Genomic DNA, 24409 nt, shown 5'->3' with positions numbered 1-24409 from the left:
AAAAAACTTATATTACTTTTCTGACCAATTCTTGCGGATTATTTTTCACAGATTCTATTTCGTTTATGAAGTCATCTTTGTATCCTATTTTATCAAGAAGAAATTGATGCCGATGATCAAAAATCTTCACAATATCATCCCAAGTGTAAGCATATATTTCATAATTTTTTACCGCTTGAACTAAAAATTTTTTGCCTTTATTCTTATGTGATTCATACTGATCTTTTATATAATCATCAACATCTTTACCAATCAAAATCAGTTTCCATTTACGTAAATCGCTATTGAATTTCGGTTCTTTTACAATAAATCTGATGTAATTTTCTAATTGGTCATACTGAACTTTCGTCAATATTACACTTGGTCGTTTTAGTTCTACAATGATATTCTCTTCCTCATCTAAAAACCCTGAAGAAGCATTTTTCCTGCAAATAAATATATCTGGCCTTTTTAATTTTTCCTTAGACTCAATAACTGTTCTTTTCCTTTCGTTCTTATTTTTCTGTAGAACCTCATAATCCTCTTCATCTTTATCAAACTTAATTTTTTCTTCTTGCTCTAAGAAGTATAAATAATTGTTTAATGTTTTCTCAAAATTATCGTCAGCAGAAACAAGATGATATTGCTCACCAAACAACCAGTAGTTATTTTCTACTAAAACCTGAATGTGATCGCGTTCGTTTGTAAACTTTTCCAAATCAAAAACTAACCGTTGAATAGTATTGATTGTATTTTTCCTTTTTTCGAGCAATTGTACTAATGCAGTTATATTGCTAATTTTAGTTTTAGAAAGTACTCTTGCCAATTCCTCTCTTTCTTCTTCCGATATTTCAACAATATTTTCTAAAATTTGTAAAATATTTTCACGCTGCTCAGAGTCTAACAATAAATTCAAAAACCCAACTAATGTTTTTTGCTGAGGAATTCTTAGATTTTGAAAAATTTTAGGATTGATACAGTAAAGTTCTTTAACGACAACTTCCAAATCTCTTTTGCGAAGATTGTCATACTGATTACTTCGAAACTTAGGAAAAATATTATTCTTTCTATAATCTTCAATAAGCTTTTCCGCTTTCTTATTCCTAATAAAATTTTTCTCTTCATCAGAAACTATTTTATTTAAAAATATTAAGAGCTTTTTGTAAACAGAATCACTCTGGTTCTTTTCAAAACCTAAAGAAGTTCCTTCATTTTCCGTCCTACTAAATTTGTCAAAATAATCTGATATTACGTAAACTGAGTGACAAAAATCTTGAGTTTTATTATTGAACTTTGTATGTTCTCGACCTTTTTCATCTAGTTCATTATTTAGAAAGTAGTAATAATATCTCTCATTGATTTTGTTTTTCCATAAGATGAAAGAAATATCGAAGGCTTTGCCTTCAATTTCAATTGGGTATTCTGTAATTTTTTCAACTACATTATTATAATCAATTGGAACTTTATTAACATTAATAGCAAAATTCCTGTTTTTATTCAAATATAAAAACCAACCAAATTCTGACTCTAGAAAGCTAGTGAATTCTGAAGAATCTAATAAATCCCCAGTTAAATTTGTGAATGATCCAAAATGAACAGTTGTTCCGCAGCCTTCATTTGTAATTATTGAATCTGACGTTTTGTAATCATCAAGATTAGAACTTACTATTTCGATATTATAACTTAGAAATTTTTGATTATCAGTATCATAATATGTAGTCTTCCACATTGCTTCATCACAAAACTGTTGGAAAGAAAATCTACCTTTTCCTTTCTTACCTTTAATAAATCTATTGTTGTCAAAAGATTTTGCTTTATTAGAATCTAGGAAATATCCAAAAGTTTCATCAATTGTTTTAAATGATATCCCCTTACCGTTATCTTTTATTGAAAATTCAGACAAAGTACCAACTTCATTGGCGCTAAAGAAAATGTCTATAACAGAAGCTTCTGCATCAAAACCATTCCAGATATATTCTGAAATTGATTTTCGAAAATCACTTGGTAAACCGCTTTGTACAATACTTTTAGATGTTATTTGAGTTTTATTTTTTTTCATATTCTCTATTTGTGATCAAAAATGAGCTAGATGGTATTAGTTCTAAGAATTAAGCTGACTACAATCCTTCTAAAATTATCATAATTTTTCCAACTCTAAAAATATGAAACTTTTAATGACTTAAGAAAAATAATGGGTAATAAGATTACACTAGTGATAAGCACCGTACTAAATTAGTAAGTCTAATCTTTGCAAATCTTCAACGAATTGTTTCGAGATTTGTTCATCTTGGGCTACTTAATATAATAAAAATGATTCAACACATCTTCGTTTTTAGGTAAAAATTGAAATAGCACTGGCTTAATTTTATTATTAACACTTATTAAAAACGTAATCTAACATTGCCTTACTCTTTAACAAATATAATAAATGTTAATTTATACAAGAGAAATTATATATCAGGCTTTTTTACGGCATCCCATAAAACCATTTAATATAATTGTTTTAATTTAGTTGGATATGATTATTAATAACCAACCCATCACAAATGAATCAGGAATATATTAAATGGCTCACCTACTGGAAAAAGAATTTATCAGACTCTCTTAATACCCATATTGAAATTGAAGGTTCTCAGCATTTTGAAATTGAGAATTTTAAAATAGAACAAGAATCTATTACTGATCTTCAAAAAGTCAATGCACTCATTGATTTCGAAGAAAAAAGAATCAATGAAAAGAAGGGCATCAAAAGTAAAGAAGATGAGCAGTGGATAGCTATAAATCATGTATTCGTGGTAATTGCTCCTTTCAAACTTAAACCTGCATCCGATCATCTGGTCCATTTAAAAGATAATAAGCCTAAATTTCCTTTTTGGTTTTCCGTATACCTGGACAGAAATGGTAAGCTGTACATTCCTGATGAAATGTTTCCGTTATTTCAAAGAAAATACCTTGAACCCCTTGCTGATGAAAGAACTGAATTTATATTTGGTGCTGTTGAAGATGTTGATCAGGCAACAACTTTAGGAAAGGAGAATTATACAAAATATGCTAAGTACATCCATTACGTAAAAGATATATTTAAAAGCGTCGTCCATCAGGAACTCTCCCAATACCGCGCAGAATCCTATGAAACGATTCTTAATGCCATCGTACTTCTTCCACAAGACGAAATGAATGCAGCTATGGGAATTATAGAACTCTATGAGAAAATTCTAAATCAAAAGAATATTCCACAGCTTTTAGAATCGCTTATTACCTTAAAAAACAATCATCAAAAGCCACCTGTTGCAGTTCTTGATTTAATTGACTCCAATGAGCTCCATCTCGGGCAGATGGGCTTTGATTTCCCGATCTCAATTTCACAAAGAAAAAGTCTCAATACCCTCTTAACTACCAATGATACAATTTTTGCAGTCAATGGCCCGCCAGGCACAGGAAAAACAACCTTACTGCAAAGCATTGTTGCCAATAAAATGGTTGAAAGTGCGCTGCAAGGAAAAGAAGCTCCGGTTATTCTTGCCTGTTCTACCAACAACCAGGCGGTCACCAATATTATAGACAGCTTTTCCCGGTCCAATACCAGAGAAGGAAAACTTCAGGGCAGATGGATTCCGGATGTTGATGGCTATGCTACTTATCTGCCTTCCACAAGAAAAAAGGAAGCTGAATTAAAAGGAATCAATTACAAAAAGTTAAGCGGAGGCGGCCTTTTTGATGATATAGAGAATGTAGAGTTTCTGCAAAAGGCTAAAGACTATTTTTTGGAAAAAAGCAAGGCCTACTTTAATTCTTCTATCCTTAACATCAGTACTGTAACACAGAAACTACGATCAGAGATTTCTGCTATTGAACAGAGCCTTAAGGAGGCTGCAATTAAGTGGAAAGCCTACTTACAATCTGAAAATGTTTTTACATTCGACTATCTTCTCAGTAACCCAAAGCTTTCAAATTACTATAAGGAAGGGATATTAAATGACGATATCCTCAAAAATGATATTCAGGATCTTATGAAAGATGAACAGGACATTATTTCATACTTTGACAATGAACCCTTCTTTAGAAAATTCTTTTGCTTTTTGGGAATAAAATCTGCATTAAAAAGCAGGTCTTCTGAGATAAAAATAATTTTGAGAGATTCTCTTATTGTACTCCCTGAAGCATTTGTCTTCAAGAAAAACTTACTTCTTGAAAAAATAGATTCTAAAATTAATATGGCTAAGAGTATTGTCAGCTCCATCGAGAATTGGAAAGAATGGAAAAACAAAAATCGGATTAAAGGTAACCCTCCAAGAACAGAAGAGGAATACTGGGATTTTGAGTTCTTAAAAATAAACGAAAAAGTAATTGCCAACTGCTTTTATGATGAACTCGATGTTTCACTTCGTCATAAAGCCTTTCAGCTGGCTTTGCATTATTGGGAGGGAAGATATCTTTTGGAACTTGAAAGCAGTCTTTTAGACTCATCATTTGAGGGAAAAGGGAAAGATCCTATGATGATGAGATGGCAAAGACATGCCATGCTTACCCCTTGTTTTGTTAGTACCTTTTACATGGCCCCAAAGTTTTTCAGTTTCTATAAATTTTTCAAAAAAGCCGATGATGGTAAGAACGTATATGATAATCCCCCACTTTTTGACTTTATTGACCTTTTAATTGTCGATGAAGCAGGCCAGGTTTCTCCTGAAGTAGGTATTGCAACATTTGCGTTAGCCAAACAGGCTGTTATTGTAGGAGATGTAAAGCAGATCGAGCCCGTATGGAATGTAACTCATAAAATTGATATTGGCAACCTTAAAAAGAGCGGAATTATACAGGATTATGATGATACCATCTATGAGAAAGAATTTGATCCTAAGGGCTTTCTTTCTTCAACTGGAAGTATTATGAAAATGGCTCAAAATGCCTCTGGATTTAAGGAACCTAATTTACATGAAAAAGGAGTTCTTCTAACTGAACATAGAAGATGCTATGATGAAATCATTAACTACTGCAATGTACTGGCTTATGACGGGCAGCTCATACCTCTGAGAGGCAAAGCAAAAAAAGATCTGCTATTTCCCCCTATGTATTGCATTCATGTAGATGGCCAGTCTACAAAAAATGAAAATGGCAGCAGATATAACAACAATGAAGTCAAAGAAATCGTCGAATGGTTGGTAAAAAATAAACAAGATATTGAAGGAAAGTATGGTCCTATTGAAGAAGCTGTTGGCATTATAACTCCATTTACCGGACAGAAAAACAATTTAAAAGCTGCATTAAAACAGGCAGGATTTAAAACAGATGATTTTAAAATTGGGACTGTTCATGCTTTACAGGGCGCGGAAAGACCTCTCGTACTATTTTCAATGGTATATGGAGATGAGGATAAAGGCACCATGTTTTTTGATCGAGATAACAAACCCAATATGCTTAATGTAGCTGTTTCAAGAGCAAAGGATAATTTCATCGTCTTTGCAAATACCGGGATACTCAATAATAAAGCTAAAACACCTTCGGGAATACTTTCAAAATTTCTTGTGTATGATCATAAAATTCAAACCAGCAGTTCTTAAACTACCCATACAAGAAATATCCTTAATAATGAATTTTTAGTATACTTTTACAGAGTTGAATTTTACTTCAACTATTTATGTTTTAGAGCTTATTTATCCACAGATAGGCTCTTTTTATTTAATATATGGTGAGTTTACTTCAGTGGCCTGATCACAGAATAAGTGGGTAAAATATGATTTAACCTCTGTCTTAGGGTCTATAAATATTTCTGATTCAAGGCGTATTTTAAATTCCCAAATATCCCATTTACGAAGTCCTTGTTGATACGGATTGAATGTACAATGCAACTCGAAATGCCGTTTATTTTCATCCCCATGAAATTCTACAATAACCCTTTTATCATCAGAATGAATTTCTTCCCTTATAGTAGCTTTAAGTTTCATAATCTATTTTTTCAAAGCTATAATGGTAATGCGACAGAATGTGTCGTAAAATAAAATATAAATTGAAAAGTTTCCCCCTCACAATTTCTTCCCTTTCGATTTACTGAAAACCTTCTTAGGGTCCTTCTCCTCCTTCCAAACATTCCTAAACGAAAACTCAAACTTCCCTATCGCTCTATCAAACCTCAAATACCCCTGATATTTCTTCCCATTCTTATCCACCAGCCCATCAACATACGCCGTCTCCCCTGCTTTTAACTTCTCCATCTGCCAGATCTTAAGCTTCTTCCCTCTAAACATCCCAGGAACCTCTGCCTTAAATCTGCTCTTTAATTCTCCTACCCTAAGACTCTTAATATTCTTCTTAAACAAAAACTCCACATATCGCTTATCCGCATTATATTGAACTGAAGCATTAAAAAGCGTCCCTCTTCTAGAAAGCATATTTTCAATGAACAGAGCTCTTCCTTCCCTAAGAACCTTTTTTTGCTCCTCATTCAAAGTCACTCCCTTAATGACCAGCGGAATTCTCATTTCATTTGTTCTTACTGCAATCAAATCATTAGTCAGCCTGTCTCTGGAGATCAGTGACGGAATCTTTTCTCCTGTAATGGGATATACCAAATCCACTAGCCGTCCCATATTCCCGCTCTCCATCAGGTTTCTTTGATCTTCCCAGGTAAACTCATGTCCTAAAAAAGTCTTTGTAAAATCAGGATCTTTTCTTACCGGATAAAACCTGACTTCCAAATTCCCTGCATGAGTCACCCGAAGTGAAAGTCTGGCCTCCATCTGAGTCACCACTGAGCCTATCTTAAATTCAACAGGAACGAGCATAGGTGTTTTATATCCTTTGAGCATCGGCTCCAAAGCACCCATCTCCCTGAGCTTATCTATACTCAAACCAACCTTCATCATCATCTTCCAGTCCACCTGTTCAGGATTGTATAGGTAGCGATCTTCTACCCTATAGTCCGTAACCTTATTTCCGTCCGAAAGACCTCTATGAGCCTCTACAGCATCAATAGAAACTTCATACTCCTTAAGCAATTCTTTCTCCTCCTCTGAAGCCTGATCCACATACTGCTGCAAGTCTACAGCTGTCTGCTGAGCTTCATACTCAGTTACCTTAAAAAATGAAAAATCAGCAGGGTCTTTCAGCTGATGATAGAATTCACTAAACATTTGAGCAAAGGACCTGTCCTCTGTATCCAAATGAAGTATCTGATCAGAACTTATCTCTTTAAAACCGTTGTCTTTCAATTCTCCATTCTGATCTACCCCTTGAACCATTCCAATAGTACTGCTGCTTCGATGTAGTACGAGTAGTGTACTACCAATTTTTTCTACTGCGCTCAGTTCACTATTATTTTCCTTTTCCATAACTATACGTATAAGCAAACCAAGTTATAGAGCAGTAGTCATCCATCGATTATTCGGTACGCTAGGGCATTACTTGACAACGATCGGCGTTATCATTTTTCAGAAAACTTAAACTAATGCGCAGGATGTAATCTATAATAAAAGAAAATATGTTTCCTGTAATAAAAATATAACACAACTTAGTCTTACTATGTAAACATATAATTATAAGCTGTCCAATTTCCCAATACGTTTCACCAATATAGTATTGATGTTTTTATAAATTTGGGAATAATTTAGCTATGGAAATGTATAGCTGTTGATTGAATTTTCGCATTCTTTCTGACATTTAAAAAATTATTATCATTTTCTGAGATTATTTACTTTATTCAGTTTCCATTTTAGCAATGTATTTTTCTTCAAAGTCAGAATAACTGTGATAATAATTCATATTTGATATATCTATTCGAAGCAATTCTTTAGGATTCGTTTTTTTATTAGGAATTAACATAAATTGATCATCACTTTCGTCGATTTTCAGACTTTCAATCGATTCAATTATTACCTCCCCTCCAATATTGCCAAAATAACTTCGTCTATTGGCATAAACCATTCACTTTCATGAAATCCAACAAAAGTTGATCAATTTCTGACTTAGAAAAATAAAATCTGCCATTGTGCGAACCCACTTTTATATGCCGTTTTTTTCATGTCCATATTCTTTCATAAAATCATCACGAAGTTTATTACACCATTTTTCAATTATCGAGGTCAATTTCAAGAATTTAATTTCATTCTTACTTTGAAATAGATTTTTGTCAAGTATATCAACTGTCATATTTAAACTAAAATATCCATTTTTATGATTGATGTTATATGTCGTTTCATTGCGATCAGAAATTCCAAACATATTTTTGCCGTTGTAATAGTTTTCTTTTAGTTTAAGATCACTTTCAAAAAAATCATAGAGTATTTCCCGGACTTTGTAGGGTAATTTTGATTTTAAGTTTAAAAAAATTCTTGCTGATTTATTGGATGTAGAAAAATCTTTTAGATTTTTCTCGTGAAAAAATAAGAATAATTCATAGTCATAATTTTTATCAATATACAAATCTATGGAGCAAAGTTTGTCATAGAATCCTGGTGAAAAACTATATGAAAGCAAATACTTTTCTTTGAGTTTTCTATTTTTATTTTCAGTAGTGTAATTTTTATTAAGCTTGTGAATCATTCTCTGATAAGTGTTGTTTTTTAAAATGGTAAATAACTTAAATATACGGTTAAACTTCCCTGTTTCTTGGAAAAATTAAATTTAATAATTTAATTTGTTTTGACCTTTCCCACTTAATCAATCTATTTATTCCCGATGTTCCTACTTCCACACCTTTTTCATACTTAGAAAAATAAGCTATAAATAAGATAATTTTACAATTATTGCGTCAATATAAAGCTTCTTTTTATTCATAAAATATTGATTTTATAAGATTGTTATTTGGTCCGATAGGAATTTCTTTATTTTATTTCATCTTCAAACTCTAAAAAATCTTCATGAAGACCTTGGATCACCTGTCCTGTAGATTGAAAATTTTCATCGGTCTTCATCAGTGTCCAGCTTATTTTATCTCGATCCGCTTCCTGGTTTCCTTCATCTAACAGTCCAACGACATTGTAAATAATACCTTTAGAGTATGAAGTTAGAAAACTTAATAATTTTTCCTCTCCAACGATGTCTTTTATGGCATCATATTTTTCCTCAACTTCATCATCAAAGTCAGAGGCCATAGTGATATTGTCGTATGTAGATTTTGCGATATCGAATAGAGACTTAAGGATGAGAAATCTAGCAAACTGTGGTATTCCTTCAGTGACTTCGCTGGAAGCCCAACTAGAAGGATTTTTGGCACCTGCGTTGCGCAGTCTCATGACTAAGCTTTCATATTCTTCTTTTTGTAGGTCTGTTAATGTAGATCTCATAGGTTCTTTAAATTTTTTATCAGCAGCATGATGCTGAATATATTCTATTCTTTAATTAAGTACAACCCAAATTGGTGGGTAAATAGATACTGCTTTTCTTTTAAAATGAATGAGCATTTTAATTAACAGTAATGGCGGTCATGTTTACAATCGTTTTTTGAGATTGTCTTTTATTATGTATTCTCATCATCTCCCTCTTAAAAACATTTAAAAGTACCGCTTTTTCCTGCAGCAAACTGTAGACCTTTGCCGAAGTTAGCTCATGTTACTCGCAATACCAAGGACTTCTTGGCTAAAATCATCAATGATACTTAGACTTCAGATGCTTCTGACACATTGCGAAATATTATAAATAGGATTCATGCTCTAGATAATTTTCTCATTCTTGCCAAATAAAAGTTTACAAGGTTTCTTTATAAAAAAGCAACTCACTAAATAGTAAGCTGCTCTTTATGATTATTAAATTCAATTTAAATGATTAAGACTATTATTTTTTGATGATTTTTTTGCTAAAACTTTTTAGAGATCCAGTTACGGTAATAGTATACATCCCTACTTTTAAATTAGTCATATCTAAATCTGTAGAATTTCCGGTCACATTTTTTGTAAGTAACAAACGTCCATCTATATCGAAAACTTTTACATCAAGAATCTCTGATTCAGAATTAATAAAAATCTTATCACTGGTAGGATTAGGGTAGATTCTAATTTTTTCAGCAGTAGCAATATCATCGGTTTTTAGAAATCCGTTTTTATTTAGCTTAATAGTAAATCCATCATAGCCATCAACATTTTCATTGGTTATTGTTGGAAAGAAATTAACCTTATCAGAATATTTTCCGCCTAAAATGATATCATCATTTTTATCAATTCTTACGGCATACGGATAATCATGAAGAACGCCTCCGTAGCTTTTTGCCCAGAGAAACGAACCATTGGTATCTAATGATATCAGATAAATATCATAATTCCCTCCATTAGAATTAATAATAAATTGCTGGTTTGCTGCCGGATTGCAATCCATACTTGTAAGGAAATATCCTGTAAAATAAACACGATCTCCTTTCACAGCAATATCATAAGGCCTTGTCTCCGAAGGAAATAGCTGACCCATCGCATCAAATTGCTTTACCCAAATGAATTCACCTAAAGTGTTTAGTTTTAAAAGATACATACTATAGCCAGTGCCAAGAGCAGTCATTGGGTAAGTGGAATTAGGACTAAAATCAAAATCTACTGTTCCCCTATAGTGTCCGGAGGTGTATACATTTCCTGAATTATCTACCTGAATAGCGTATCCTACATCATAACCATTTCCTGATCCTAATGTCTTTGCCCATTGCAAACCGCCATCCGACAAATTATATTTTGCTATATATGCATCCTCAGAATTGCTTTCAGACTGCAAATTATAGACGCCACTTTGAGGATCAAAATCCACAAGCCCCCTGTAAGAACCTGTAATATATAGACTTTGCCCATCAATAGCGATCTTTTTTACAATATCATCTACACCGGGGTTACCTATTTTTCTTGCCCATGCAAAGTCTCCGTTGGTAGTGATCTTCATAAAAACAATATCATATTTGTTATCTGAAGTAAGATTAAAAGTGCCTGGCCCAGGATCGAAATCTACTGTATTCCAAAAATGCCCAGCTAAGTATATATTACCAGCTGTATCGACTTTCATATTATTGAAGACACTTCCCAAAATATTTTCATCTCCCACTCTTTTAGCCCAAACGAAATCTCCATCAGTGGTATATTTTCCAAGGAAACGAGTCGTAGCACTAGTTGATGAGAGAAGAGGCAGAAAAAATGATCCGGAAGAGCTGGGATCAAGATCCATACGATAATCAAATAGTCCGGTAATATACAAATAGCCATTACCATCTAAAGCAATTTTAGGATGAAGATATTCTGCATTGACAGGATGTACACTCACACCCCGATCACCCCCTATCTGCTTTGCCCATATAAGATTACCTTCGGAACTGTACTTTACACAAAATAGATTCCCTTTTTCTTGCGTAAAATTATTAAGATTATAAATTCCCGGCCCGGGATCAAAATCTACTCCATCAAGAAACCTTCCCACTGCATAAACATTTCCTTCGGCATCTGTAGCTAAATCTGAAACATAATCTTCCGAAATACTTTTAATACGGGCAGCCCAGCTGGGTACCTGAGCCATTAAAGAAGCCTGTATAAAAAAACACATCAATAAATATAAATACCTCATATACATGTTGTTTATTAATTTTCCGCGAAACTAAGATAATATATTAACAAGTGAAAAATATTGAGTCAAAATTTTAGTAAGTGAATTGGCTAAAGTTTTCTTTTACTAAAGCACTTAATCCAGACCCTATGCTTAACCATTCTCTGTGGGAAAAGTTAGGTAAGCCTCTCATTGATAAAGACAATCCTCCTGCATGTCTGAATCTCTCACTCAAAAATCTTCCGGAGGAACATTGGAAGCCCACACCTGAATTTGAACATCGGTATATGATTTCCGATAAAGGAAGAATAAAACTATTGAGTGGCTGGACTTCTGATCATAACATTTTTTACGGTGAAGAACAGATAATGCCTCTTAATTTAATGGGCAAAGGTGATACCCAGTATCTTTATATACGGCTCAACCAAAAGGAGAAAAGAACCCTGCTAATGATTTCCCGTTTGCTTTATTATTGTTTTGTAGAGAAATTTGATATGAATGACAAAACGCTGGTTATTGATAACCACAATGAAATGTTATGGGATATCGATCTTTCAAAACTCTCATTATGTTCCTTCAGTTCATTAGTTAATCGAAAAAAGGAGCATAAAAACCGATCAAAGGAGATGGTACTGAAAAAAGGCTAATAATACGATCTTGTTTTGTCCTCAATGTCCTAATCAAAACTAATATTTCAGTAAGCTAGGACATCATTTGGCAGTGATTGGCTTTAACTCCGGAAATCACTAACCTTATAACATAACTTATTTCTTTCTAGTGCGCTTAAAGAACGTCATAATCTATTTTTTATCCTGCTATAAATATCCATTTATTATCTTTTCTGCACTTTAGATTTCTATAATAAAGTATATTTTGGAAAATTCAGTAAATGCTGGTTTTAGAAAAAAAAATCAATTTAATAGAAGACTTTGCCTTACTTTCGTCCTGTGCTTTAATCCAAATTCAATTAAAGCATTGATAACAGGAAGGGGTTCCTTTGCGTGATCAGTCAGTTTATAGTATACCATTATAGGCTTTGTATTAAGTGTTTTCAGTAATAAGCCTAAACAGTTTCTTAACTTTTTTTTTCCAGATATAAAATTACGACAATAATTATGCAGAAATTATGACCGTTACATCAATAAAAACAAGGACTTAATTATTCCATACCATTGAAGCCGATTACTAAACAACATCCATAGAGTAAACAAATTTATCCAAACGTACAATTTATAAATTGATGAGTTTAAAATAAACTATATCTAAAATTAATATTATAAAGCCCTGACCGTATACTTGGATAATCGGTAAAAAGATACCGTATAATCATTCCCCACTTTTGCAATACAGGTGCTTTTGCAATTTCAAAACTTCTATGCATTCTTTTGACATGAGTTCTTATATCTTCTGAAACCTCCTTCTCGCTCTGCAGCCAGTTGCTCACCTCTCTCCAGAGTATAGCTCTTGATATTGCCGGATTTATTTCTCTGTTATCCACTTTTGTGATTCTGTTACTTTCATGTACACCTCTTATAGCAACAGCCTCATCAATAATCCCGGGATACAGATCGAGATAAAATGACAAACGGAAAAGAAATTCAGTATCTTCATGAAGCTGTAACTCTGGCTTAAACAAAGTCTCCATTTTTAAAAGAGCCTCTTTTCGAACGGTAAGAGTGTCAATACTGAAAAGACCAAAGGTTCCCAACATATTAAGCTGTCCTTTAAAAATATCTTTCGGTTCATATTTTTTATAAACCGTTGTAAGCCTTTCTCCAAATAACCTGTAATACTGTTTTTTCGCTTTCTCAGAATAATAATGTACACCAAGAGCACCATACACTCCCTCAATTTTCACATTCTTAAAAAGCTCTTTTTCAGCAGCAAATCGATTGGGTAGAAAGTAATCATCAGCATCCAGAAAAGCAATAAAATCCCCGGTTGATTCTTCAATCCCCAGATTTCTGCTTGCTCCTGCCCCATGATTTTTATGATCAGTATGCTGAAAAACTTTTACTCTTTCATGTTTTTCAGCTAATTCAATGCAAATTTGAAGTGCATTATCTGGTGATCCGTCTTCAATAAGGATAACTTCATAAACTTCTTTAAATTGTAATGCGGAACGTACGGCATTCGTGACATATTTTTCTGCATTGTATACAGGAATAATGACGGAAATTTTCATTCGATTAATTATAATTTGTGTTAGGGGCATTAATAAATTCATCAAAAACATCAGATGAAATAGAAAATGAAGCTATACTTCAAGTTGATCATATTTTAAAGATCCTGCTGGTATTATACAATTTTAATCTGCTTTCAAGTACATCTAAATGAGAATCTGTAAAATCCTGATGGGTCACAAAGCGTACCAGATTTTTTCCAAAAGGTGAACATAATATATTATTTTCCTTCATTTTAGCAACAAAGGTTACTGCCTCTATATTTTCCGGAAGAACTCCTATCACAATATTAGTCTCAACGGGATATAAGCTGATAATATCTGTATAGGTCATTAATAATTCCCCCACTTTATTTGCCCTGAAATGGTCATTTTTAAGCAGGGAAATATGATGGTCAAGAGCATAAATACCTGCTGCTGCCAATCCTCCGGCCTGTCTCCAGCCTCCTCCCATTGCTTTTCTTGCTCTTCTTGCCTGTTTAATAAACTCAGAGGAACCAATAAGCACAGATCCTACAGGACATCCCAATCCTTTTGACAGGCAAATGGATATGCTGTCAAATACTTCTCCATAGTCCTTAGGGGTTTCTGAAGTTTCAGTTAAAGCATTAAATAGCCTGGCTCCATCTAAATGCAAAATAAGCCCATGATCTTTACATATTGTTTTGATTTTTTTGATCTCATCAAAATTATAAATACTTCCACCTCCTTTGTTTGTTGTGTTTTCCAATACGACAAGTCTGGTTATGGGTTGATGAATATCATTCGGATTATTAATAGCATCTCTGACCATAGTTGCACTTAATTTTCCATAATCTCCAGCCAATGTCCGAACCGAGGAAAAAGCATTCATGGCAATTCCTCCTCCCTCATACAGATAAACATGGGAAAGCTGATCACAAATCACTTCATCCCCGGGTTTTGTATGAACTTTAATCGCCAATTGATTGGTCATAGTTCCGGTAGGACAAAAAAGAGCAGCTTCCCTACCGAACATTGCTGCTACTTTTTCTTCCAGTTGATTCACCGTAGGATCTTCATGGTACACGTCATCACCTAATACTGCATTGTTCATCGCATGTTTCATTTCCGGTGTTGGTAAGGTCAAGGTGTCACTTCTTAAATCTATTACTTCATTTTCCATATTATAAAAAAAATTAAATATCTGTATTGATTATTTTGATTTGTCTGGATTAATGTTCAGGCACTACCCCATTTCTATAAAAAGTTATTGCACGATAGGTACTATAAATGGTTTTATGGTAATTGTATGTGAAACTTCAAAGAACCATCACGGTGCAGTCACTGAATTTCTCAGAGAGATCATTTTCTCACTTATCACTGATGCAGAGGGTTATTATTTTAGTATTTTTTCGACAAAAGTTTATCGGATTACCCGATTCGTATTTACTTTTCCAAGGCAATAATACAAACAAAATTAACTTGTATTATCATTATAGCAATCAGACAGGCCTAAAATGATAGATATCTACTATATGTTTTAGTTTTTAGATATACCTATTTGCCGCAGGTTCAAAATACAGAAGATTCTTAACCGAACAAGTTTGTAATCACGCGAAAAAGAACCATTTAGATGATGTCCGATTATATGACCTACATTGTGAGTTTATTTTTAATCCGTTACTATCATATTGAATCTCAATTACTCTGTTCATCACAGTCTGTTCAATATGTTTCTGATAAACAAATCCCTAGCTATACTTTATTATCAATATAATAACAACATACACCTGCAATAAAAAACAGGAATGTACCAATCATCAAATAGGATTTGTATTGTTAAAACAAACGTAGTATGCCTATCCTTATTTAAAAATCATTTTATTAATTTTATAATTATTCACCACATGTTGAATCCAAAACACCGACCTACAGATCATTTCAAGTTGATTAAAACAAAAAAAAATTGCTTTCATTAATATAATAATAAATTAAAAAAGTAAAAATGATAGATATCTACTATATGTTTTGATTTTCAAGCCTACTAACTTTGCCCTCAAGACAATACCGATATCATTCGGTAAAAAAAACACAAATAACCTATGAACCTAAACAAGCCCTGAGGCTCGTTTAGGATTTGTAATGATACAATTGAAAAAAATGAAAAAAACATTAATTTTGACAGGTGCAATCTTATGCACCTCACATGCATTCGGGCAGGTCGGTATCAATTCTGAGACTCCGCATCCATCAAGCAACCTTACTGTAGCTCCAACAAATTTAGAAGGTAAATACAAAGGTACCCTTTTAAGTCCTATGACAACCAACCAGATCAACAGCATACCCCGCCCCGCCAATGGTTTACTGGCGTATGATACTGAAAAAAAATGTTTAAAATTGAATAAGGGCAATTCCACTCAACCTCAATGGGTATGTATCAACACAAAACAATAAAAATACATTGTATGAAAAAAAATCAATTAAATGCCGCAGTATTACTGATTGTAGGTGTAATGTTAGCAAAAGGACAAGTTGGAGTAGGCACATCAAGCCCGGATCCTTCTACTAATTTACATGTAGCCCCGAGAAACAACTCAAACCAAAACCTAGGAACCTTGTTAGGAACCATGACTACACAAAACAGAAATTCTATTGCTCAGCCGGCAACAGGTCTGATGATATACAATACTACTGATAATTGTTTGCAGATTAATAATGGTACGCCAGGGAGTCCTGATTGGAATTGTCTAAGTGACCAGCCTGATTCTTTCCAAAATATGGTATATGGATATTATAAACCTGTATATCCCGGGATGTTAAGCTCTAATCTTCCTCGTAATTCACAAAGCCCGCCACCGTATAGCCCTACCAGTCCTCAACTCTATGGGTCTAATACAGCAAACGGAAATTTTGCATCAAACAGTATATTTCGTCTGGAAATGTCACAAATAACTGGAGCAACTGCAGGTACCTATGCAGCAATTCTTTATAACCTTTCAGGGGAAGTGATAAGGGTTCATTGTAATACAACTGCAGCATATCAGCCAGTAATTAAGTATAATGCACTTCTTAATAATGGAGCAGGAATGTTCGTCGATGGTAATTATGCGGCTTATTATACCGAGCAACAGAATGTTTATGTGACGATTGCTTACCCACTTAAATGGGAAGGAAGAAGATTTTTATTGGGATGGAATACATTTAAAGAAGATTATGCAACTGTTATGGCTCAGGGAGGAAGTGGAACCGGAAAGCAAAACCAATCTATGATCAGTTATATTATTGAATTAAAATAATTATGAAAACATATCAAATAAATGGAGCAGTATTTCTGATAGCAGGCATAATGCTGGTAAAAGGACAAGTTGGAATAGGCATTTCAAGCCCGGATCCCTCTGCCAATTTACATGTAGCCCCTAGAAACAGCTTGAACCAGAACAAAGGAACATTATTGGGAACCATGACTACCCAAAACAGAAATTCTATTGCTCAGCCCGCAACAGGTCTGATGATATATAATACTACTGATAAATGTTTGCAGATTAATAATGGTACGCCAGGGAGTCCTGATTGGAATTGTCTAAGTAACCAGCCTGATTCCTTCCAAAATATGGTTTATGGATATTATAAACCTGTATATCCCGGAATGTTAAGCTCTAATCTCCCTTCTGATTCACAAAGACCGCAACAGTATAGCCCTACCAGTCCTCAACTGTATGGGTCTAATACAGCAAACGGAAATTTTGCATCAAACAGTATATTTCGGCTGGAAATGTCACAAATAACTGGAGCAACTGCAGGAACCTATGCAGCAATTCTTTATAATGTTTCAGGGGAAACTTTAATTGTTAGTTATAGTACTACTGCAGCTTTTCAACCAGTAATTAGAAACAATCAACTTCTTGGTAATGGAACAGGAGTGTTCGTCGATGGTAATTATGCGGCTTATTATACCGAGCAGCAGAATGTATATGCAACGATTATTTCTCCAAGTAAATGGCAAGGAAGAAAATTTTTAATAGGATGGAATATATTTAAAGAAGATTATGCAGATGTTATGACTCAGGGAGGAAGTGGAACCGGAAAGCAAAACCAATCTATGATCAGTTATATTATTGAATTAAAATAATTATGATCTGAATTATTATTCATATTAAGAAAACACAATCTATATATATTTATTTGATTACAAGTCAATACGGGCTTGTAATCAAATAAAAACAACAAAGACTATACAGAACTAGACACTCATTACCATACAGTTTATCCTGCTGAGTATTTCATAATTTAAATCAAGAATAATGGATTTTAAAAACATACATATCGGTCAGCTCATTCAGAAAAGAGTATTGGAATGTGAAATTGATATCGTTCGTATCTGTAATTTTCTTAAATGTTCAGAAGATGAAATCGATACCATGTATACATTAAAAAGCCTTGATTCTGAACTCCTATTAAGATGGAGTAAACTTTTAGAATATGATTTTTTCAGGATATACAACCAGCATTTGATTTTATACGCTCCGCAAACACCAATAAATCAATCTCATGTAAAAAAAGAATCTGAATTGCCGAAATTCAAAAAAAACATTTACACCAAGGAAATTATTGATTTTATTGTAAACCTTATAGAAAGTGGAGAAAAAACAAGAGCGCAGGTTATTGAAGAGTACAGAATTCCGAAAACTACATTATACAAGTGGCTTGAAAAATACAAATCATAAGAATAAATTCCCTTAAACACAAAATACTCATGGAAGGTAGAGAACCTAATTATGTGAAAATTTTCTCAGATATCATATCGAAAAAATTTCCAAAAAAAATTTCCAGCTGTACGTATTTCCTCGAAAAGGAAAAGCTATCCTCATTGGATGTTATCACTCTTAACCATATTTTATTCCATGACGGTGAAGCAAGTAATGAGCACAAATCTTATGATGATGAAAGCATTGCCAAAATATTGGAATATCAAAGAAAAAATAAGATGACCAACACAGCCATTGCATCCGTATTTAAATTAAGCCGGAATACTTTGGCGGCCTGGAAAAAAAATGCATCGAAAAAAGTAAAAAGAATTCACAAATAACAAACCACTGATCCGTATGAGAGATAAAAAATATTATTTTTCTGATAAGAATCAGAACATCATATCAGAAGATCAGTTGGTTGGAAAAAAGATAGACGATCTCGAATATTTTTTTACTGATTATCAGATCAAAAAATCAGATGCCAACGAGCGTATTTTTATTATGAAAAAATCACTTTTAGGGTTGTTTAAACTAAAACTGCATTTATATCTTACTGAAGATACAGTATATGATTATGCTATTCAAATTTAATCGTCAATTAAAATTATAAAACACTGCATCGGTATATTTTTTTTATTCATCCTTTCATAGCTAAGTGTTGCGACTTAATTTCTTTATATCATATTGTTTGGGATACCGATGCTTTGTTTTATTTAAGACAATAATGGAACAGATCTCTCATCCTGGACTATGGGTTGGGACGTGAGATCAAATCCAAACTCAATTATAGATGCAATCGGTAACAGATTCTCTGGTAAAAAATCATTGTAAATCTGGATATGCATTGAAGGTAATCATTGCCATATTGATATTTCAAGATTTCTAAAAATTAAAGACGACAATCCCTTTTATTATTTGGGTATCAGGCCTTCATGCAAAAAAGGTTTCGGACATATCTATTTTCTTATTATTTAAAAAAAAATCACAATGAAAAAAATTTTAACTATTATTTTATCGTTAGGCACAATAATGATATTTGGGCAGGAATCTTGCGCCTTTGAACGGGTTCAGCAGGAACTAGAAAGAAAAGATCCGGAAGTACGGAAATCAAGAGAAGAGGCAGAAGCACGTCTCTTGAAGATGAATGCAAAGGAATATCTTAATAAAATTGGGGCTACCTCAAAAAACGGGTTGTACACAGGACAAGTCTATGAAATTCCTGTTGTGATACACGTTATAGAGTCCTCTGATCCATCCAACGCTTCTCTTGTACGGACTGATGCACAAATCCAGGAATGGGTAGACAACAGCAACAAGGTATTCGCAACTACGTATGGCAACGGCTATTATCCGGAAGGCCCGGGAAATGATGGTGGAAATGTCATCCCTTTTAAACTTGTGCTGGCCAAAAGAACCCCTCAATGTGCTAGCACTAACGGAATTATAAGGTATAACGGGAGCAGCATTCAGGGGTATGATACCTATGGTGTGAGATCATCTGGACCCAGCGGACCTAATGGACCTAATGAAAACACAATAAAAAATATGGTACCTCATTGGCCTGAGAGCTCTTATTTCAATATATACCTGGTTATTGGTATTGATGGAGATAAAGGGTACAATGGGATTTTAGGCTGGGCATATTATCCTTCAAATCCCAATTCTGCCTATGATAGTTTTATGAAAGTAAGCGGTATTGGTAATCCCTATGTTTTTACACATGAATTAGGGCATGCATTTGGACTGGATCATGTATTTTCCGGAACTTCTGCCATTTCGTCTTCCCCGCAGGCCTCACATTGTCCGGATAACTCTGACTGCACTGTCAATAATGATAAAGTATGTGATACAGAACCTACTGCTAATCTTTTATACGTTTCGCCGTTTCCATCCAACACAAACATTAATCCATGTACAGGATCACCTTATCAGGGGATTCAGTATAATGTCATGAATTATACGGCCAGGCCAAGGAAATTTACTGCGGGGCAGAGGGAGCGTGCTATTGCTATGTTTATGCAGCACCGGTCTAATCTAACAAGATCTTTGGCAGGAACGGCTATTACTCCAGCTTCTCCTGTACCCACATTAACGGCCTCTGCATGTAATCCTACCGGTATAACAAATCCGTCAAATCAATCCATGGGACCAACGCGAGTTCAACTCGGCAACATAGATAATGCATCTGATGCATTTTGGACGTATTCCAATGGACATTATTATGCGGATTACAGTTTACAAAACTGCTTTAGAAGAGAAGTTTTTACAGATATCAGCGTCAATTCCAATCAGCTAAAGATAAGTTTTGGGGGCTCTCCACAATATATAAAGGCCTGGATTGATTATAATAATAACGGCATTTTTGAAGATTCAGAATTGATTGGTGCTTCACCTAACAGACTCAATGCCGGACAATCACCCTATGTGATCAATTTTACGCCTCCCGTTACAGCAACAAGAGACACCTATTTGAGGATGAGAGTAATAGCGGACAGGAATCAGAAAACTCCCTGCGAAAACTTAACGAATGGTCAAACGGAAGATTATTCAGTACGAATTCCGGGAGCCTCATTAAGTACTATTGAGAACGACAAAGCAACTGATGCCGTTCATTATTCGCCAGAGCATAATTCGTTGATTTTAGTCAATAGTGGTTCTAAAAAATTTGGCAGCTACGAAATTTATGATATGAGTGGAAAAATGATTCAAAAAGGCAAGTCCGAAACCAGCTCAATTATATTGAATTTCTATCATAAAGGGACTTATGTTTTAACATTTGTAGAAAACGGTCGGAAAGTTTCTAAAAAATTCATTCAATAAATCGGTATCCAATAATGGGTTCAGAAACGGAACTGGAAAGGAAGACCAATCCCTGCTCAAAAAAAACACATCATTATATATATTTTTTCATGTTACACGCCTTTAACAAGGCCTGTAACATGAAAAATAAAAGACTTTGCAAATAATAAAATTTTTCTAAGGATGAAAAATAAAAAATTTTATTTCAATAAAAAATATTACTTCTATGATAAGCATCAAAACATTCTGCTGCGGGAAGATCAGCTGGTTGGAAAAAAAATGGATGATCTGGATTTCTTTTTCATTGATTATAAGGTACAAAAATTACACACCCAAGAATGTGTTTTTGTTTTGAAGAAATCATTTTTGGGACTGTTTAAATTGAAACTGCATTTATATCTTGATGAAGATACAGTGTATGATTATACGATTAAACAATAATAGGGCATCGGTATGATTCTTTTATCTTTAATTGCTTTACTTTTAAATTTCATTCTATCATTTCTGGATATACCGGTGCTTTTTATCTAAATTTTCTAATTTAAGAGTTGTCAGGATTTAAGGACCAACAAATACTTACAACAATCTCAAACAATATCTTTCTAAATTACGACACCTGACATGCCTTTTGATGGCCTACCGTGTCTCCGCAACCATCCTAAAATGGTTCAATCCAGCTAAAAGCTCTCTTACAAAAAACCATGTTATTACTCATAAAACAGGCATCAAGAAATTGTATGCAGTAAAAGCTATTGATTCGACTCAGTGGCTGCTGGTATAATTTTCGCAATAAAAAAGTAGACTTATATTAATTAGTGAGAATGTTATGAAAAAAAAGATCAATCCAATGGATGAAAAGCAGTTTAATGACTATTTCAATAAAAAAGATGGTCAATTGGCTGCGAATTATTTCGACTTTTTTGAGGACTCAATTGAAAATGCTAAAAAGTTTTCTCTGGGACCCTTCTTTTGGTTTATTGTCAATTCGACAAATATGGAAATAGAACGAACCAGTGAAAATATTGAACAATTTACTCCTTTTAGCAAAGAAGATTGGATGGGATCAAGTACTGAATTTTTCATTAATTTATTTCATCCGCAAGATAGACAATACGTCATGGCAGCATTCGTATTTTCCGCCAATGTACGTTTGCAATTTTTAAGAGAGGGAAAAACCGATGTTGGGTTTAATCATTACGGCAGAATGATTACCCGGGATGGAGATTATCGATGGATATTACTTCAGTCACCCTTTCAAATTATTAGTAACTACGAAATAAAAGCATCTATAGTCATTATTTACGATCTATCCCATTTCAGGATTCAAAATCTGCCACTCCTTTCCATAATGGATTTTAGTGATAATGAAGTCCAGTATTTTAAGCATATCGATCAGGAATTACTTCAAATAGACACAGAAAAGCCTAATATAACCAATCGTGAGAAAGATATCTTAAGCCTTATGGCACAAGGCTTCAACAGTCCAGAAATCGCAGAAAAACTTTTTATCTCTTATAGTACGGTAGAAAATCATAAAAGTAATCTTAGGAAAAAAACAAACACTAAAACTTCTGTAGAACTGATTGCTTACACAATGAATCACAGTTTACTAATACTTTAAATAAAGAGAGGATAATGAAGGGCTCCTCTTAAAAGAGTTCGTGTTATAAAACGAAACCTAAATTGAGCCTGTTTCAAACATTTCTTACGAATTGAAAGATTCGGATTTTTAGTAAGATTAAAATATTATTACATGACCTACAAACCCTATCCAAAACCTTCTATAAGTCTCTGAAATCCTTATATTTGAGTTCATCGATTTTCCAATCATTATCATGCTCCCTAAATATAGAATAAATGCGGCAAACGATAAACGAAAAAAAAGTTCCAAAACCATCATTTTCAGAAGCTGTAAAGTTTTGGTTCATCTTGGGGTGGATCAGCTTTGGAGGAACAACCGGTCATATTACCATCATGCATTCTTTTTTAGTTGATAAAAAGAAATGGATCAGTACCAGCAAATTTTATCATGCCCTTAATGCCTGTATGATCTTACCCGGTCCGGAAGCACATCAGCTATCTATTTACATCGGCTGGAAGCTCCATGGTATAAAAGGTGGTATAATAGCTGGTTTATTCTTTATACTTCCTTCAATGTGTATTTTACTGGGGCTGAGTTTAATTTATGCGCTCTATGGAAATACACCTCTGTTAACATCTATATTTAATGGGTTAAAACCCGCTGTTCTGGCTATCATTTTATTTGCAACATGGAAAGTGAGCCAAAAATCCCTTCTTACTCCTCTGCATTTTTTTGCTGCAGCAATGGCTTTTTCATTGTCGTATTTTGGTCATATTTCAATGCCATATATCTTAATTGGTATTATCATCTTAGGAATTGCTGTCAACCTGATTTTCCCCAAGCTTCTAATCTCAAGAGCCAGAAATAACGAAAAAGAGAATCTCATTCATGAAGATTTATATTTTGTAAATTCCAATCAAAGCAGTTCTACAACATCGTTAAAGAAAATAGCCTTGCAGCTCCTAGTGTTTGTAACCTTGTGGTTAGTCCCGTTTTTATATGTATCTAATTTCATGATAGACCCTGCATTTTGGCAGGATTCATCCTTACTATTTACCAAAGCTGCTTTTTTAACCATTGGTGGCTCATACACCGTTATTCCTTATGCTGCCAACTTAGTAACCAATAAATTGATGTGGTTAAGTAAGGCACAGATGATCGATGGTTTTGCTTTGGCTGAAACTACACCGGGCCCCTTGGTTATTGTACTGTCCTACATTGGATTTATGGCTAGCTACAACCACTTTGGAGGTTCTTTGGTCATGGGCTCTATCGGATTGCTTATAGCTTCATATTTTACTTTTCTGCCAAATTTTATTCTGATTTTCATGGGAGCTCCATTGATTGAAAAAACGCAGAAAAATAGAATGATACAAAGCGTGTTATCATTAATAACGGCAGCAGTGGTCGGTGTTATTGTCAACTTAGCATTTTATCTGGGTGAGGAAATCTTATTCAACAGCCGGCCTATCACCCTATACAATATAAACTGGATTTCACTGCTCTGGGTAATTATTTCACTTGTACTTCTTTACAGGTATAAACTTAATATGATCTATCTTATTCTGATCAGTTTACTGTTTGGTTTATTGAAATACTTTTTGCATTTCATATAAATAAAACCTTAGAATTAAACACCAAATCATAGCAGATTAAGCA

The 24409-nt window shown here is 33.9% G+C and carries 20 protein-coding genes; 12 read left to right on the top strand and 8 right to left on the bottom strand.

The genetic code is table 11. The annotated features are described in order from the left end of the window. Window positions 1–7: 7 nt before the first annotated feature. A complete protein-coding gene (locus BUA72_RS13145) occupies window positions 8–2038 on the bottom strand; it encodes an ATP-binding protein (protein WP_072923312.1) in 2031 nt (676 codons plus the stop codon). Between the two features lie 487 nt (window positions 2039–2525). Between BUA72_RS13145 and BUA72_RS13140 the strand changes: the two genes are divergently transcribed. Continuing rightward, on the top strand, window positions 2526–5537 hold the full coding sequence (locus BUA72_RS13140; RefSeq protein ID WP_072923311.1) for an AAA domain-containing protein: 3012 nt from the start codon (window positions 2526–2528) through the stop codon (window positions 5535–5537). 114 nt (window positions 5538–5651) lie between these two features. On the opposite strand, the gene BUA72_RS13135 is transcribed toward BUA72_RS13140, so the two are convergent. The 5 genes from BUA72_RS13135 to BUA72_RS13110 form a co-directional block, all read right to left on the bottom strand. After that, entirely contained in the window at window positions 5652–5921 is a 270-nt protein-coding gene (locus BUA72_RS13135; RefSeq protein ID WP_072923310.1) for a hypothetical protein, read from the bottom strand. A 78-nt stretch (window positions 5922–5999) separates the two neighbouring features. Further along, a complete protein-coding gene (locus BUA72_RS13130; RefSeq protein ID WP_175548900.1) occupies window positions 6000–7214 on the bottom strand; it encodes a DUF3945 domain-containing protein in 1215 nt (404 codons plus the stop codon). A 760-nt stretch (window positions 7215–7974) separates the two neighbouring features. After that, window positions 7975–8514 carry a hypothetical protein gene (locus BUA72_RS13120; protein ID WP_072923307.1) on the bottom strand — a complete coding sequence of 180 codons (540 nt, stop codon included), beginning with the start codon at window positions 8512–8514 and terminating at the stop codon, window positions 7975–7977. Between the two features lie 281 nt (window positions 8515–8795). Continuing rightward, complete coding sequence (locus tag BUA72_RS13115; protein ID WP_139259608.1) at window positions 8796–9206, bottom strand: hypothetical protein; 411 nt, start codon at window positions 9204–9206, stop codon at window positions 8796–8798. Window positions 9207–9744: 538 nt separating this feature from the next. Then, on the bottom strand, window positions 9745–11499 hold the full coding sequence (locus tag BUA72_RS13110) for a T9SS type A sorting domain-containing protein (RefSeq protein ID WP_175548899.1): 1755 nt from the start codon (window positions 11497–11499) through the stop codon (window positions 9745–9747). Window positions 11500–11579: 80 nt separating this feature from the next. Between BUA72_RS13110 and BUA72_RS13105 the strand changes: the two genes are divergently transcribed. After that, window positions 11580–12125: an NUMOD4 domain-containing protein gene (locus BUA72_RS13105; RefSeq protein ID WP_139259607.1), complete on the top strand. Its 546-nt coding sequence runs from the start codon at window positions 11580–11582 to the stop codon at window positions 12123–12125. A gap of 599 nt (window positions 12126–12724) precedes the next feature. Here BUA72_RS13105 and BUA72_RS13100 read toward each other — a convergent pair. Continuing rightward, complete coding sequence (locus BUA72_RS13100; protein WP_072923303.1) at window positions 12725–13663, bottom strand: glycosyltransferase family 2 protein; 939 nt, start codon at window positions 13661–13663, stop codon at window positions 12725–12727. An 88-nt stretch (window positions 13664–13751) separates the two neighbouring features. After that, on the bottom strand, window positions 13752–14804 hold the full coding sequence (locus tag BUA72_RS13095) for a threonine aldolase family protein (protein WP_072923302.1): 1053 nt from the start codon (window positions 14802–14804) through the stop codon (window positions 13752–13754). Window positions 14805–15781: 977 nt separating this feature from the next. Here BUA72_RS13095 and BUA72_RS13090 point away from each other — a divergent pair. The 10 genes from BUA72_RS13090 to chrA all read left to right on the top strand — a co-directional run bounded on the left by BUA72_RS13090 (window position 15782) and on the right by chrA (window position 24366). Next, on the top strand, window positions 15782–16075 hold the full coding sequence (locus tag BUA72_RS13090; protein WP_072923301.1) for a hypothetical protein: 294 nt from the start codon (window positions 15782–15784) through the stop codon (window positions 16073–16075). Window positions 16076–16086: 11 nt separating this feature from the next. Beyond that, window positions 16087–16917 carry a hypothetical protein gene (locus tag BUA72_RS13085; protein WP_139259606.1) on the top strand — a complete coding sequence of 277 codons (831 nt, stop codon included), beginning with the start codon at window positions 16087–16089 and terminating at the stop codon, window positions 16915–16917. A 2-nt stretch (window positions 16918–16919) separates the two neighbouring features. Then, complete coding sequence (locus tag BUA72_RS13080; protein WP_072923299.1) at window positions 16920–17750, top strand: hypothetical protein; 831 nt, start codon at window positions 16920–16922, stop codon at window positions 17748–17750. Window positions 17751–17922: 172 nt separating this feature from the next. Further along, window positions 17923–18345 carry a transposase gene (locus BUA72_RS13075; RefSeq protein WP_072923298.1) on the top strand — a complete coding sequence of 141 codons (423 nt, stop codon included), beginning with the start codon at window positions 17923–17925 and terminating at the stop codon, window positions 18343–18345. A gap of 29 nt (window positions 18346–18374) precedes the next feature. After that, window positions 18375–18707, top strand: a complete 333-nt coding sequence (locus BUA72_RS13070) for a hypothetical protein (RefSeq protein WP_072923297.1) — start codon at window positions 18375–18377, stop codon at window positions 18705–18707. A gap of 16 nt (window positions 18708–18723) precedes the next feature. Then, window positions 18724–18960, top strand: a complete 237-nt coding sequence (locus BUA72_RS13065) for a hypothetical protein (RefSeq protein WP_072923296.1) — start codon at window positions 18724–18726, stop codon at window positions 18958–18960. A 396-nt stretch (window positions 18961–19356) separates the two neighbouring features. Further along, window positions 19357–21189, top strand: a complete 1833-nt coding sequence (locus BUA72_RS13060) for a zinc-dependent metalloprotease (protein WP_072923295.1) — start codon at window positions 19357–19359, stop codon at window positions 21187–21189. Window positions 21190–21351: 162 nt separating this feature from the next. After that, entirely contained in the window at window positions 21352–21609 is a 258-nt protein-coding gene (locus BUA72_RS13055; protein ID WP_072923294.1) for a hypothetical protein, read from the top strand. A 385-nt stretch (window positions 21610–21994) separates the two neighbouring features. Next, window positions 21995–22789, top strand: a complete 795-nt coding sequence (locus BUA72_RS13050) for a LuxR C-terminal-related transcriptional regulator (RefSeq protein ID WP_072923293.1) — start codon at window positions 21995–21997, stop codon at window positions 22787–22789. A 236-nt stretch (window positions 22790–23025) separates the two neighbouring features. Further along, the gene (chrA, locus tag BUA72_RS13045) at window positions 23026–24366 is read left to right on the top strand and encodes a chromate efflux transporter (RefSeq protein ID WP_072923292.1); all 1341 of its coding nucleotides are present in this window, start codon (window positions 23026–23028) and stop codon (window positions 24364–24366) included. Window positions 24367–24409: the final 43 nt, after the last annotated feature.

The sequence above is a fragment of the Chryseobacterium sp. OV279 genome, assembly GCF_900128945.1.
Classification (GTDB): domain Bacteria; phylum Bacteroidota; class Bacteroidia; order Flavobacteriales; family Weeksellaceae; genus Chryseobacterium.
Note: the sequence above shows the minus strand (reverse complement) of the source record. Positions and strands in the feature narration are given on the sequence as shown.